At 60.4% G+C, this 13008-nt stretch carries 17 protein-coding genes; 6 read left to right on the plus strand and 11 right to left on the minus strand.

Features of this window, described 5'->3' with window-relative positions; translation table 11 throughout:
- Positions 1 to 87 precede the first annotated feature (87 nt).
- Both cysE and ON753_RS07720 read left to right on the plus strand, forming a co-directional pair.
- Positions 88 to 924, plus strand: coding sequence for a serine O-acetyltransferase (gene cysE / locus ON753_RS07715; protein WP_265961984.1), 837 nt, complete (start codon positions 88 to 90; stop codon positions 922 to 924).
- Between the two features lie 124 nt (positions 925 to 1048).
- Positions 1049 to 1264, plus strand: coding sequence for a DUF3126 family protein (locus ON753_RS07720; protein ID WP_265961985.1), 216 nt, complete (start codon positions 1049 to 1051; stop codon positions 1262 to 1264).
- A gap of 54 nt (positions 1265 to 1318) precedes the next feature.
- Here ON753_RS07720 and ON753_RS07725 read toward each other — a convergent pair whose 3' ends face one another.
- On the minus strand, positions 1319 to 2056 hold the full coding sequence (locus ON753_RS07725) for a hypothetical protein (RefSeq protein ID WP_265961986.1): 738 nt from the start codon (positions 2054 to 2056) through the stop codon (positions 1319 to 1321).
- 255 nt (positions 2057 to 2311) lie between these two features.
- On the opposite strand from ON753_RS07725, the gene ON753_RS07730 reads away from it, so the two are divergent.
- Both ON753_RS07730 and ON753_RS07735 read left to right on the plus strand, forming a co-directional pair.
- Positions 2312 to 2638 (plus strand): DUF6949 family protein, encoded by a 327-nt coding sequence (locus ON753_RS07730; protein ID WP_265961987.1) that lies wholly within the window; start codon positions 2312 to 2314, stop codon positions 2636 to 2638.
- A gap of 6 nt (positions 2639 to 2644) precedes the next feature.
- Positions 2645 to 3172: a gamma carbonic anhydrase family protein gene (locus ON753_RS07735; RefSeq protein ID WP_265961988.1), complete on the plus strand. Its 528-nt coding sequence runs from the start codon at positions 2645 to 2647 to the stop codon at positions 3170 to 3172.
- 146 nt (positions 3173 to 3318) lie between these two features.
- Here the strand turns inward: ON753_RS07735 and ON753_RS07740 are convergent, their stop codons facing one another.
- The 4 genes from ON753_RS07740 to ON753_RS07755 form a co-directional block, all read right to left on the minus strand.
- Positions 3319 to 3933 (minus strand): transglutaminase-like cysteine peptidase, encoded by a 615-nt coding sequence (locus ON753_RS07740; protein WP_265961989.1) that lies wholly within the window; start codon positions 3931 to 3933, stop codon positions 3319 to 3321.
- A gap of 153 nt (positions 3934 to 4086) precedes the next feature.
- Positions 4087 to 4293 carry a hypothetical protein gene (locus tag ON753_RS07745; RefSeq protein ID WP_265961990.1) on the minus strand — a complete coding sequence of 69 codons (207 nt, stop codon included), beginning with the start codon at positions 4291 to 4293 and terminating at the stop codon, positions 4087 to 4089.
- 95 nt (positions 4294 to 4388) lie between these two features.
- Complete coding sequence (locus ON753_RS07750; RefSeq protein WP_265967093.1) at positions 4389 to 5024, minus strand: PilZ domain-containing protein; 636 nt, start codon at positions 5022 to 5024, stop codon at positions 4389 to 4391.
- A gap of 506 nt (positions 5025 to 5530) precedes the next feature.
- Positions 5531 to 6175 carry a PAS domain-containing protein gene (locus ON753_RS07755; protein ID WP_265961991.1) on the minus strand — a complete coding sequence of 215 codons (645 nt, stop codon included), beginning with the start codon at positions 6173 to 6175 and terminating at the stop codon, positions 5531 to 5533.
- Between the two features lie 543 nt (positions 6176 to 6718).
- Between ON753_RS07755 and ON753_RS07760 the strand changes: the two genes are divergently transcribed.
- Positions 6719 to 7504 (plus strand): rhomboid family intramembrane serine protease, encoded by a 786-nt coding sequence (locus tag ON753_RS07760; protein WP_265961992.1) that lies wholly within the window; start codon positions 6719 to 6721, stop codon positions 7502 to 7504.
- Positions 7505 to 7604: 100 nt separating this feature from the next.
- Positions 7605 to 8036, plus strand: coding sequence for a CBS domain-containing protein (locus ON753_RS07765; protein ID WP_265961993.1), 432 nt, complete (start codon positions 7605 to 7607; stop codon positions 8034 to 8036).
- A 316-nt stretch (positions 8037 to 8352) separates the two neighbouring features.
- On the opposite strand, the gene ON753_RS07770 is transcribed toward ON753_RS07765, so the two are convergent.
- From ON753_RS07770 to napE, 6 genes are read right to left on the minus strand one after another with little or no spacing between them, the layout of a single operon-like run.
- Complete coding sequence (locus ON753_RS07770) at positions 8353 to 9003, minus strand: cytochrome c3 family protein (RefSeq protein ID WP_265961994.1); 651 nt, start codon at positions 9001 to 9003, stop codon at positions 8353 to 8355.
- Positions 9003 to 9470: a nitrate reductase cytochrome c-type subunit gene (locus tag ON753_RS07775; protein ID WP_265961995.1), complete on the minus strand. Its 468-nt coding sequence runs from the start codon at positions 9468 to 9470 to the stop codon at positions 9003 to 9005. Before ON753_RS07775 ends, ON753_RS07770 begins: the two co-directional genes overlap by 1 nt.
- Before the next feature lie 8 nt (positions 9471 to 9478).
- On the minus strand, positions 9479 to 11974 hold the full coding sequence (napA, locus tag ON753_RS07780) for a nitrate reductase catalytic subunit NapA (RefSeq protein ID WP_265961996.1): 2496 nt from the start codon (positions 11972 to 11974) through the stop codon (positions 9479 to 9481).
- Positions 11975 to 11984: 10 nt separating this feature from the next.
- The gene (locus ON753_RS07785; RefSeq protein ID WP_265961997.1) at positions 11985 to 12254 is read right to left on the minus strand and encodes a chaperone NapD; all 270 of its coding nucleotides are present in this window, start codon (positions 12252 to 12254) and stop codon (positions 11985 to 11987) included.
- Positions 12251 to 12766 carry a ferredoxin-type protein NapF gene (gene napF, locus ON753_RS07790; RefSeq protein WP_265961998.1) on the minus strand — a complete coding sequence of 172 codons (516 nt, stop codon included), beginning with the start codon at positions 12764 to 12766 and terminating at the stop codon, positions 12251 to 12253. Before napF ends, ON753_RS07785 begins: the two co-directional genes overlap by 4 nt.
- Before the next feature lie 4 nt (positions 12767 to 12770).
- Entirely contained in the window at positions 12771 to 12926 is a 156-nt protein-coding gene (gene napE, locus ON753_RS07795; RefSeq protein WP_265961999.1) for a periplasmic nitrate reductase, NapE protein, read from the minus strand.
- Positions 12927 to 13008: the final 82 nt, after the last annotated feature.

The raw sequence follows: 13008 nt of genomic DNA on the forward strand, positions 1-13008 counted from the left end.
ATCTGATATCAGCAAGTTTGATTTGGGAATATCATATGTCAGTCCTATTTTAGGACCTTGTATGACGGCTTGAGAAGGAGACAGGCCATGTCGGCATCGATCGGCAAAACCGAATTGAAGCATGTTCCGACCCATGATCCGGTCTGGCAGCAGCTGCGGGAAGAAGCGCAGGCGATGGTGACGGCCGAACCGGCCCTGTCCTCCTTTGTCTACGAAACCGTGCTCAATCATGACAGTCTGGAAGAAACCGTCGTCCACCGGCTTGGCGACCGGCTTGGCAGGGACATCGTCTCCGCATCGCTGATCCGGCAGACCTATCTGGAGGCCCTGGCGGACGATCCGGAACTGGCCAAGATCTTCCGCGTCGACATCGTTGCGGTCTATGACCGCGATCCGGCATGCTACCGCTTCCTGGAGCCGGTCCTTTATTTCAAGGGCTTCCACGGCCTTCAGACCCACAGGCTGGCACACTGGCTCTGGTGCCAGGGACGCAGGGATTTCGCCCTTTATCTGCAAAGCCGCGCCTCCGAAGTCTTTCAGATCGATATTCATCCGGCCGTTCCGGTCGGCCGCGGCATCTTCATCGATCACGGCACCGGCATCGTCGTGGGCGGTACGGCGGTGATCGAGGACGATGTCTCCATCCTTCAGGGCGTCACTCTCGGCGGCACGGGCAAGGAAGGCGGCGACCGCCATCCGAAGATCCGCCACGGCGTCCTGCTTGGCGCCGGCGCAAAGGTACTGGGCAATCTGGAGATCGGCCATTGCTCGCGGATCGCATCCGGATCCGTGGTCCTGTCCGACGTGCCGCCGAACACCACGGTCGCCGGTGTGCCGGCCAAGATCGTCGGCAAGGCCGGCTGCGCGGAACCGGCCAGAAGCATGAACCAGCTCTTGGGAGAAGATACCGGCCAGGCCGAGTGAGGCCTGCCGCTGCCCGGACGGGGCAGGAAGACGGGGAAAGGTGATGGAAACGCTTTGGCATTTGCGCTCGCTCTTGTAGGGTCCGCGCCAGTTAGTGCCAAGAGCAATTCACAAGGAGAGCGCCGTGAAACCCGATGAAATCCGCAAGATCGAAGCCTACCTGCGTTCGAAGTTCGGTTCGCCGAGCATCCAGGTCAAGGCCCGGCCGCGCAAGGACGACTCCGCGGAAGTCTATATCGGTGATGAATTTATCGGTGTGATCTTCCGCGACGACGAGGACGAAGACCTCAGCTGGAACTTCCAGATGGCCATTCTGGAGATTGATCTGGAAGACGTCTGAGCCGAAAGTCCATTGATTGCAAGTGTAAGCGGCCGGTGAAAAGCGGCCGCTTTTTCAGTTCTGCTCCGGGCCGCGGGCCATCGCCGTTGCATGAACCCTGAAGCTTTCCACCTTCGCGATGATGGCGCTGTCCAGCTTCCGCCAGTCCGGTAGCAGGCCCTGATCGAAGCGGTAGCGCAGTTCAAGGCCCGACGCCAACAGGATGGCGCGGTGGCACGTGGCACTTTCCGTCGTTGATTTCCTCAGACAGCGAGCGATGAAACCGTTTCGAACCGAAGGATCGTAGACGATCAGATCGGTCTTGGGCGTGCGGCGGGCGGACAGAGTGAGGATCTTCAGCCCGTCCGGGCCGGAGAGCTCAGCGCCCCTGGCAAGGCGGCGGTAGAACGGATCCAGCCGCGCCCGCAGGCTTTCGCGGCCGGGATTGTGTTCCAGCTCGACGAGAATTTCGTCTGCCGCCCCGCGTTGAGGGGTCCTGGAGGCCGCGCTGCCCAGGTCCGGCCAGTGCATCGAAAGGCGCAGCGCTTCGAATTCGCTGTCCCCGCCGAGGGATTGGTGGCGCTGGCGCATCGTGTCGATATAGCCGACCGGCAGGCGGAACTGCGCGGTGCCGATGGTGAGAGAAACCGGTTCGCTGGCCAAGGCGCCGGCCGTGTTGGTCTGCCAGTAACGGGACCAATAGCTTACCCGCTCGACGATATAAGCCGCCGCGAGTACGCAGATCGCCAGGGCGAGGAATGTGAAATGGCGGGGCTGGGAGTTGATCGGAGCCGGAAGGGAGACGGGGATCACCAGCAGGCCTCCGCCGGCCCATGGTTCGCAGGCGCACTGCGGCGATGAACCGGGCCGGAGGCTGGTGCGCAAAACTGGGACAACCTGTGCCGGAATGGAACGCCTGTCCCTGCCAGAGATGGTCCAGCTGCCGGTCCGACCGGCCATATGTGAGGGTTTCCGCCCATTTGCCTTTCCGGCACAGTGTTTGCACTTGACCCTTTAGGATTTCTTAATCACCTTCCGGGTGTAAGGGTTAACAAGGGGTTAACGGTCGTGTTCTTCGAACTTCTTCTTGTTGGATATATCGCATGCGCCGGCTTCGTGGCGGCCGGCGTCCTGGGCAGCCTCTATCAGCTGATCACCAAGGAGCCGCCACGCTTCAATTTCGCGGCCGAGGGCCTCATGGCATTTATGGCCGGCATATTCATGTGCGTCTTTGCCGGACCGTTCATCATCATGCGCAATGCCATTCGCGGCCGGCGTATCGAGAACCGGCCCCTTGGCTGGCTCGTTGCCTCATCCACCATCGCCGGCATGTGGAGCATGTGCTCGGGCGTCATGGTGATGAATGTCGCTCTGATCCTTCTCGGATTTTCCTGAGGTACCATGCCTGTTTTCGCGCTCGACGGCCGCAAGCCCGACTTTCCCGAAAGCGGTGACTACTGGATTGCCCCTGATGCGGCCGTGATCGGCGCCGTTCGTCTCGAGGACGAGGCGAGTGTCTGGTTTGGTGCGGTTTTGCGCGGGGACAACGAGCTTATCACCATCGGTGCGCGTTCCAATGTCCAGGACGGCTCCGTGTTCCACACGGATATGGGCTTCCCGCTGACGATCGGTGCCGACTGCACCATCGGCCACAGGGCCATTCTCCACGGCTGCACGGTCGGGAACAACACGCTTGTGGGCATGGGCGCGACCATATTGAACGGTGCCGTTATCGGCTCGAACTGCATCATCGGCGCAAACGCGCTCATCGCAGAGGGCAAGGAAATTCCCGACAATTCCCTGGTCGTCGGTGTGCCCGGCAAGATCGTGCGCACGCTGCCGGAGCAGGCTGGGGAAGATATCCGCAAATCCGCGCAAGGCTATGTGCGCAACTGGCGGCGCTTCAAGGCGGGCCTCACGGAGATCTGACACCCGATTCCCACCCGGAAAATGCGGGAACCGGCCTGCGGGGGCGGGCCGGTTCCCTGGACCCGGTCGTGGTAGGGATGGGGAGGGTGGGGACGCGACCGGATCGTTCTGAAGGCCCGGGTGACCGGACCGATGCTGTCTGTGCCTTATCTTGTCACGCTACTGACCGTGGTCACGCGGGTATCGGCGATGCCCGTCCATTCCACGGGCGAAGTGGCGGATTGACGCTTGATGTAGCGGTAAGGGGTCGAGTACCAGGGCAGAACGGCCTCGACCTGGTTGTCGAGGATCATGTCGCCGTGGTCCGTGCGCACGGTCAGAACCGCATGGCCGGCATTGCTCGTATCCTTTGCGACCGTGATCAGCAGCGCGCTCTTCGGCCAGCCGGCCTTCATCAGGACGCGCTGTTTCTCCAGGACATATTCTTCACAATCGCCATAGCCGTCGGCCGGATAGGTCCAGTGCTCGGCTTTGCCGAACAGGTCCTCGTCGGACATCGGGCGGATGCGCCGGTTGACGTCGGCATTGATGGCGATGAGCTCCTGCCATCTCGCCTCGTCGAGGCGCACGACAAGCGGATCGTATCGCTCTTTCGGGCATGCCCAGGCGTTGTCGCGGCAAAACTGCTTGTAGCCGATCGGTGGTTTGACGACCGTCTTCATTTCCATGAAACGGCCCGGACCGGCAAAAGCCGTCGTTCCCGTTGCTACGGCGGTTGCCGTCAATACTGCTGCGAAAAGGATCTTCTGAAGTAGTTTCATCGTTACGCCCTCCCCAAGGCTGGAGCAACGATGCATCAATGATTTTTACTTCCGGAAAATCTTCATCCTAAAATAATAGAGGTATTTGAACCGTGTTTTCTCTTTGTTTTATGCTTATTTGACGCTTGTTTTAGTAAAGTTGGAATCGCATTTTCATAAAATTTGATCTTTCCTCTGTAAGCCTTTGAAGGAAAAGGAAATCCGCGCTTTTTGCAGGCGCTTTATGCTGCACGGCCGTTGCGCGCGAAACAGCCACGCGGCACCGCTGGACGGGCCATTTTGGACGTCCTGGCGCTCAATTTTTTTGTTTTTCTTGAAAAAAATGTCGCCCGTGGCAGGCAGCGTCGCTGCGGCGCCCATGCGCGCTTGTGGTGACTGATCAAGTCAGAACACCGGCCCTTGCGCGTTGGGTGAGGGCTTCAGAAATCAAGTCGCGCGGCCGGTGCAGGCTGCGGTCAGCGTTTTTCGGAGATTGAGATGTGCTGTTCGAGAAGGTCGCGATTCTGTACCGGTGCGAATTCCACGGCAATACCGCCTTCAATCCGGCGGACGACGCGGGCGCGCATCTTGCCGAGCGTGATGCTGTCGCCCATCTCGGGAATGGTTTCGGTAGCCAGGGCCGCACCCGACAGCGAGACGTCGACGATCCGGCAGGAGTGTTCGGAGCCGTCCGGAAGAATCATTCTGGTGATCGGATTCTTCGGCACGAAACGGTCGTGGCGACGATCTTCCGGAAGGTTGAGCTCGTCCCTGTTGGCGAGCCAGGTCAGGACGTTCGCGATCTTGTCACGCTTGCGTGCGGTATTCTGCAGTTGAACGGCAAAGCCGCCATCGATCAGCCGGGCGATTCGCCCTTCCACGCGGCTCATGTGATCCAGATAGGCGATCACCCGCTCGCCGACGCGGCCGGTGACGGGCGTTATCATCGCCATGCCTCCGGGAGACATGTCTATAACCTGACAGGGATATTCACGGCGATCCTCAAGCATAAACCGACCCAGGATATTCACCTGAACCCGTTGATGTCGCCGGCGGTCAGTGACTTGAAGCGACCTGCTTCCCGCTGTTGCTGTTGCCAATCCGGCGCTCATGCCTGCTTTATCCAAAACCATGGGACCCGCATCCAAACACCGGGCGGTAAAGAGATCCTCGATAGTCCTCTTAACCACTTTAGACTGTCGGGGTTAACGATATGTAATTGCAGTGTAGCCGAGACGCGGCTCAGGTCCAGTACCTGGTGAAATTTATTGTGTCGAAAGGAAGGCGCGTGTGGTGAAAACCTGGATCGGACGGCGCCGGGGGCAGGCTCCGTGCAAGCTCCGGGTACTTGATCGAAGTTGAACCCAGTAACACGCTAAATCCGGAAAGAGTTTCCCTCGTCTCTGGAGCGGGATGAGCCCATCCTGATCTCCGATGTCGAAGCGTGCATTTCATTTCATCGGGGCAATCGGCAGTAGAAATAGACAGAAAACTCGCGGAACCTGCTAAAGTTGTAAGAAATACATCAGCAATCTCTGATCTTCTGAGGCTTTTTTGCCGGAACGCTGCGGAACGGGCGGACCCGTTCCGGTGCTTGTCTGTCACGCCGGAGGGGCTGTCAGGATTTGCCACCCGAATAAACGGTCAGGTGGCCGACCTTGCGCTCGGCCCCGCGCGGGAGAGGCGGTGTCGGCATGGACATGCCCTCAGCTGTAAAGCGCGGCAGAATCGGGTTCATCGTTCCCGGGCCATTGACGAAATACGGCCGCTCGTCCGGCCAGACCAGGCGCAGGCTGCTGACGGTCTGGCTCAGGATCGGATGCAGTCCCAGCCAGTAGGGTTTTTCCATGGGCGCGCAGCTGCCGAGTATGCGGATGCGGCCTTCGCCGGGAACGTTGAGCGGGACCAGCAGCATTTCCATCTGCAGGATCTGGTCGCGTTCGGTATGACCGTTGATGCCCAGGACGGCGACGGCGGCATCTTCGGTAATGGCCGCAATCAGGCTTTCCAGCGCTTCCTTGTCCTTGGTGTTCCAGCCGCGCAGGAAGTTGCGCCCCTTCAACTCCCGGCAATGCGCCGAGCACAGCCGGGTGCCGGCCAGGCGATACCGCACGTCGCGAGCTCCATTTGTCTCAAGAATGAAAGTGTCTCCCAGGAGACCGCGGATTTCGCCCGGATCGACTTCGCTGCGGTTGGGAGCAGGGCGGGCGCCGCGAAGGTTGTCCCAATAGGAATAAAGAGTTTGCGTCACGCCGTGTTTCATCTTGCTTCGCCTCTTTGCCTTTTCGGTCCGGTGTTTCGTCTCAAGACAACGCTTGTTCCAAAACGGGACGTTTTATCTAGCCATATAGGTTTCTGGCCTGAACCAAGCAGGGGGCGTGCCAACTCGCAAAACCGCAGATTCAGGAGCATGGGCGGCGCAATTAAGGTTAATTTTCGGTAAAGCTTGTCTTGGGTCGTTTATGTCGGCAATTTAAGGAACTGTTCATGGATGGCGGCGATCGGGAGGACGCCGCTGTTGTTGTCCCGGCTGCGGGCCCGGCAGGAACGGCCTCTTAAGGCCGCCTCGGGTGGAAGCGCCGGCAAGCTCGTGAACATCGGGCCTTAGACCGGGCGCGTGGGGACGCGACCTGTTTCAGGGGGCACGGCGAAGCGCCGGTCATCGCAGGATGGCCGGCGCTTTGTCTTTTGCCTCCTGCACACAAGTGCAAATTCACCATATTTGTGCGAAGTGACGGGATCGGTAAGGACGCGCCCTTGTTTTGTTCCCCATCTTGCTTAGAAAAAGCAAAAAGGCACAGGCTCCATGAACATTTACAAATTCGATGAAGAGCGTACCCGGCGCGAAGAGGCTCAAAGGCCAAGCGGCCCCAGGCGGCCGTCCGGGCCGCCCGTCTTCAACCTGCCGGATGTCATTGTCTGGCTGGGGGCGGCCATGGTCGTCATCCATGTTGCCCGCTCGCTGCTGCTGCCGGCGAGCTGGGACAACCTGATCATCTACCTGTTTGCTTTCTGGCCCGCCAAGTATGCCGCCTTGTCCCACCTTCAGCCGCTGGATCTGGCATCGGCGGTCTGGGCGAGCGTGACCTACAGCCTGCTGCATGGCGGGGCGATGCACATCATTTTCAACCTGCTCTGGATGGCCATTTTCGGCAGCGCGGTGGCGCGCCGATTCGGCGCCGGGCGTTTTCTCCTCTTCTCGGTGCTGTGTTCGATTGGAGGCGCGCTTGCGCATCTGGCCACCCATTGGGGCGAAACCGCGCCGATGATCGGCGCGTCAGCCGCCATTTCCGGCCAGATGGCCGCTGCAATCCGGTTCGTGTTCGAACTCGGGGGGCCACTTGGGGCGATCCGCAGGTCGGACAGGGCGGCCTATCTGGTTCCTGCGCAGCCGCTCTCGGTATGCTTCCGGAATCAGCAGGTTCTCGTGTTTGTGGCGGTCTGGTTCGGGTTGAACCTGTTTTTTGGAATCATGAGCGGTCCGGTGGCCGGTGAAGCGGCCGGCGTCGCCTGGCAGGCGCATATCGGCGGATTTGTTGCGGGTCTGGTCTTGTTTCCCTTCTTCGATCCAGTGCCGCAACGGCGAATTTGACGCGGCGTCGCCTCAACAGTTTGCGCCGGGTGATTTTTTTGCCATGATGGTGTCGTCCCGTATGTGTCGGGCTGGTTGATGCCATGGGAGGTGTTCTTAAATGACCGTTGCCGCAATCCTGAGTGGGAAAGGCCACGATACCATTACAGTCAGTAGCGACGCGCTGGTGAGCGACGTCTGCGAAACCCTGGCGAAACACAAGATCGGTGCCGTGCTGGTCTGCAGTGAAGACAAGGCGATCGAAGGGATCGTGTCCGAGCGCGATATCGTTCGCGTGATCGGCACCCAGGGCGTGTCGGCACTCAAACAGCCCGTGTTGAACGTCATGACCAAGAACGTCAAAACCTGCACCGAGGAAGACAGTATCAACGCCGTGATGTCACAGATGACGGAAGGCCGCTTCCGCCACCTGCCGGTTTTGAAAGACGGCGCCCTCAGTGGCGTGATTTCCATCGGCGATGTGGTCAAGTTCAAGATCGCGCAGATCGAACTCGAAGCCGAGCAGATGCGCAGCTACATCACGATGGCGTAAGCCTTCGGCGGGGCGTTCCCGGAATGCCCTGACATATCTGGAAACTTCGGCACGGGCTCATCGCGACAAGGCCGGCAAATTCGTTGCGCAGCGCGGACTCTGTTCTCCGGTCGAATGGTCCGACGTGAACTCATCTCGCTTCGAAACAGCGGATGGAAAGCGAGAACCATTCCGGTTCGTTCTTAGCGACTTATTCCCAATATCCATCAGCTCCTCGGCTCGGTCTCCGTCTCCCCTTGCGGGGAAATGGACGCCTGCCGGCTGACCTTCCAGTGTCCGCGAAATCAGGGAGAGGAAGAGCCCTGCCGGCTGCTCCTCACTCCGGTTTCGTTTTGGCCAGGTAGATGGTGGCTTTTGCCACTGCATCGTCCGCGCTCTCGTGCAACCAGGCGGAATGGGACATGTCGGGTAGCTCGTGGGCGATGCCCTTGTGACAGTCAATGCAGGTTTTCTCGCCGGTGAAGAGAAAGCGCTCATGCTGTTCGGATGCCCTGGCGCTTTGGCGGGTGATGTCCATGGAATCCGCCGAATGGCAGTTCCGGCATTCCAGGGAATTGTTGGCCTTCAGCCGTGCCCATTCGCGCTGTGCCAGTTCGAGACGGTGTTCCAGGAACTTTTCCCGCGTGTTGATCGTGCCGAAGATCTTGCCCCAGACTTCCTTCGAGGCCTGCATCTTGCGGGCGATCTTGTCGGTCCAGTCATGAGGAACGTGGCAATCCGGACAGGTGGCGCGCACGCCGGAACGGTTGGTGTAGTGGATCGTGCTTTTCATTTCTTGAAACACGTTGTTCTCCATTTCATGACAGCTGATGCAGAACTTTTCCGTGTTTGTCAGTTCGAGCGCGGTGTTGAAGCCGCCCCAGAAGATGATACCCATCACGAATCCACCCAGGGTCAGAAAGCCCAGGCTGTAGTGGACACTGGGCCGACGTATGGTGTTCCAGAGCCTCTTGAGGAGCGCCATCATCAGTCGGTTCCCTCTTTCGATTTGATATAGTCGAGGACTGCATCCACGTCGACGAAGTCGTTCTCAACCAGCGGCCTGGCATCGGTCTGCGGTACATGGCACTGGGTGCAGAAGTAGCGCCGGGGCGTGACGGACGCCAGGAACTGGTTCTCCCGGTTCATGAAGTGAGTGATGGACACCATCGGCGCCTGGCTGATTTCTATGGCCGTGCGAGAGTGGCAGGTGAGGCATTTGTTGACGTTCATGTCGATCTGGTAATTGTCGATCGAGTGGGGGATCAGCGGCGGCTGTTCGGGATAGTTGCGCACCTGCCGCAGATCGGAATTGACCGGTTTGGCCATGGGCGCCGGTGTGTCGTTCTCCGCCAGCGGCGTGGTCGGCCGCAGCGTGGAAACGTTCTCCTGCGCGAATGCGGTGGCGGCCACGAGGCTGGCAGCGGCAAAGAGGCTCATTGCAATGCGTTTCATGGCACACCTCACACTGCTTCAATGCGCACGGCGCATTTCTTGAAGTCGGTTTGTTTCGACAGGGGATCGGTCGCGTCCAGCGTCACCTTGTTGATCAGCTGCCGGGCGTCGAACCAGGGGACGAAGACGAGACCCCTCGGCGGCTTGTTGCGGCCGCGGGTTTCCACGCGGGTGAGCATCTCGCCGCGCCTGGACTTGATGCGTATCTCCGAACCCCGGCGAACGCCGAGCATCTGGGCATCGTCCGGGTGCATGAAGCAGACGGCGTCGGGCACCGCCTTGTAGAGTTCGGGCACGCGCTGCGTCATCGAGCCGGAATGCCAGTGCTCCAGAACGCGGCCCGTGGACAGCCAGAACGGATATTCCTCGTCCGGGATTTCCGCCGCCGGTTCAAAGGGCAGGGCGAAGGCGACAGCCTTGCCGTCCGGCTTGCCGTAAAACTCGAAATCCGCGCCGGCTTTGACGTAAGGATCGTATTGGCCATTGTAGCGCCAGAGGGTTTCCTTGCCGTCCACCACCGGCCAGCGCAGTCCGCGGACCTTGTGGTAGGTGTCGAAATCCGCCAGGTCATGGCCGTGCTTGCGGCCGAACTCGGCATATTCCTCGAAAAGGCCCTTCTGGATGTAGAAGCCGAACTCATCGGCTTCGTCATTGGCATAGCCTTCCTCGCGCTCGTCATTGGAAAAGGCGTTGACCTTGCCGTTCTCGTAAAGAACCTCGTAGAGCGTCTTGCCCTTGAAATCGGGGTTGGCGTCGAGCAGCTCCGCCGGCCAGACCTCGTCGGTGGTAAAGCGCTTGGAAAACTCCACCAGCTGCCACAGGTCCGATCTTGCGCCCTCGGGCGCATCCACCAGCTGGTGCCAGAACTGGGTCCGGCGTTCCGCGTTGCCGTAGGCACCTTCCTTTTCCACCCACATGGCAGTTGGCAGGATCAGGTCGGCAGCTTCCGCGGTCACGGTCGGGTAGGCGTCCGACACGACGATGAAGTTGTCCGGATTGCGGTAGCCCGGCAGGCCTTCCTCCATCATGTTCGGGGCCGCCTGCATGTTGTTGTTGACCTGTACCCAGTAGCAGTTGATCAGGCCGTCCTTCAGCATCCGGTTCTGCAAGACGGCATGGGCGCCGACCCAATCCGGCACCGCGCCTTGCGGCAGCTTCCAGATCTTTTCCGCCGTCGCCCTGTGTTCCGGATTGGTGACCACAAGGTCCGCCGGCAGGCGGTGGGCAAACGTGCCGACCTCGCGCGCCGTGCCGCAGGCAGACGGCTGGCCGGTCAGGGAGAAGGGGGAATTGCCCGGTTGGGAGATCTTGCCGGTGAGAAGGTGAAGGTTGTAGATGAGATTGTTCATCCACACGCCGCGGGTGTGCTGGTTCACGCCCATGGTCCACAAGGACATGACCTTGGTGTCCGGGTCGGCGTAGAGCTCGGCGAGCTCTTGCAGTCGCTGCTTGGAAACGCCGGTGTGTTCCGCGGCATAGTCCAGCGTGTAAGGCTTCACGAATTCCGCGTATTCCTCGAATGTCATGGGCTGGGAATCGCCGCTGCCCGGGTTGACCGCGGCCTGTTCCAGCAGGTTTTCCGGCCTGAGCCCGTAGCCGATGTCCGGGTCGCCCTTGCGGAAATTGATGTGCCTGGAAACGAAGTCCTCGTTCACCGCACCGGCCTGGATGATGTGGTTGGCGATGTAGTTGGCGATGATCAGGTCGGATTGCGGTGTGAAGATGATCGGGATATCCGCCAGATCGAAGCTGCGGTGCTCGAAGACCGACAGGACGGCAACCTTCACATGGGGATGGCTGAGGCGCCGGTCGGCGACGCGGGTCCACAGGATCGGGTGCATCTCGGCCATGTTGGAGCCCCAGAGCACGAAGGCATCCGCATTTTCAAAATCGTCGTAGCAGCCCATCGGCTCGTCGATGCCGAAGGCGCGGATGAAACCGACAACCGCCGAGGCCATGCAGTGGCGCGCGTTCGGGTCGATATTATTGGACAGGAAACCGGCTTTCATCAGCTTGGAAGCCGCATAGCCCTCCCAGACGGTCCATTGGCCGGAGCCGAACATGCCGATGGCCTTCGGGCCTTTCTCCTTCAGCGTGGCCTTCCACTTCTCGGCCATGATGTCGAAGGCTTCGTCCCACGAGACCGGCTCGAATGCGCCGTTCTTGTCGTACTTGCCGTCCGTCTTGCGCAGCAGCGGCGTCGTCAGCCGGTCGCGGCCGTACATGATCTTGGACAGGAAGTAGCCCTTGACGCAGTTGAGGCCGCGGTTGACCTCCGATTCCGCATCCCCGTGGGTGGCAACGACCCGTCCGGCCTTGGTGGCAACCATGATCGAGCATCCCGTGCCGCAGAAGCGGCAAGGGGCCTTGGACCATTTCAGATCCGTCAGTCTGGCGTCGGTCACCAGGTTCTGGGCGGCGGCCGGCACGGGCATGCCGGCCGCGGCGGCCGCGGCGGCCACCGCCTGCGCTTTGATGACGTCGCGTCTGCTAATTCCGCTCATGATGTTCTCCTCAGATGCCGGCGGACACGGGGTCCGGCCCGCCGTCTGTCTGGTGGTAGACAAGGGAAGCGCTCACCACGCCGGCGAGCAGCTGAATGTCGGTAAGGTTTTGAAGGATCTGGGATTCGCTGGGGGCCTCCAGCGTCACGATCAGCCGGCCCCTCTCGTCGCCATGGGCGATCTCGGCGCCGCTGAATTCAAGGATGGCAGCTTCGGTGAGGGCGCGCTTTCCGGGCAGGACCTGGACAAGCAGGCTGGCGATATGGACGAGATCGTTCATGCGGCCTCCGTTTCAGAAGTGGAATCGGTCAGGGAAAGAACCTCTTGCGGGCAGACGCTCAGACACGCGCCGCAGCCGGTGCAAAGCCCGGTGTCGATCGTCAGGCGGCCGAAGGGGCGCTTGCCAAGATCGACACGGATTGCCGAGACCGGGCAGCTGTCCCGGCAGAGCTGACAGCTGATGCCGTGGTCCTGCAGACATCCTTCGCCGATCACCGCCTTGAGGCCCCATGGTTGTGGGCGCGCGAGATCGAAAACGGATACCTCACAGGCTTCGGCGCATTTACGGCAAAAGGTGCATTCCCGTCCGTCAAAGACGACCACGGGCCGGCCTTGCCGGTCGGTTTGCAGGATGGATTCCGGGCAGGCGTCGACGCAGGCCGAGCAGCTCGTGCAACGCGCTGCGACAGCTTCCTCGTCCGTCCAGGGCGGCCGGAGCGCATCGGCTTTGGGCTCGCCAGGCAGTTTGAGAAAAGCCCTGCGGCTTGGGAAAAAATCGGGGTCTACCGGCATGACATCAGCCCGTGGGCGGGCCGAGGATCAGCTGGGACATCCAGACGATAAATCCGTAGCCCCCGACGATTGCAACCGAGAGCACCGGGGCCAGGACCACCGCCAGCAGGATGAACGCAATCCGCTCATCCCGAATGGTTTGAGCTTCCTTGTCCGCCATAACCTCTCCCTAAGTCTGCGGAAAATGGAGGGCGGCCGAAATTGTCATTCTGTTCGCGCCCGGACAAAGTCTAGGCATTATC

It is taken from the genome of Roseibium salinum (genome assembly GCF_026240905.1).
In the GTDB taxonomy this organism is placed as follows: Bacteria; Pseudomonadota; Alphaproteobacteria; order Rhizobiales; family Stappiaceae; genus Roseibium; species Roseibium salinum.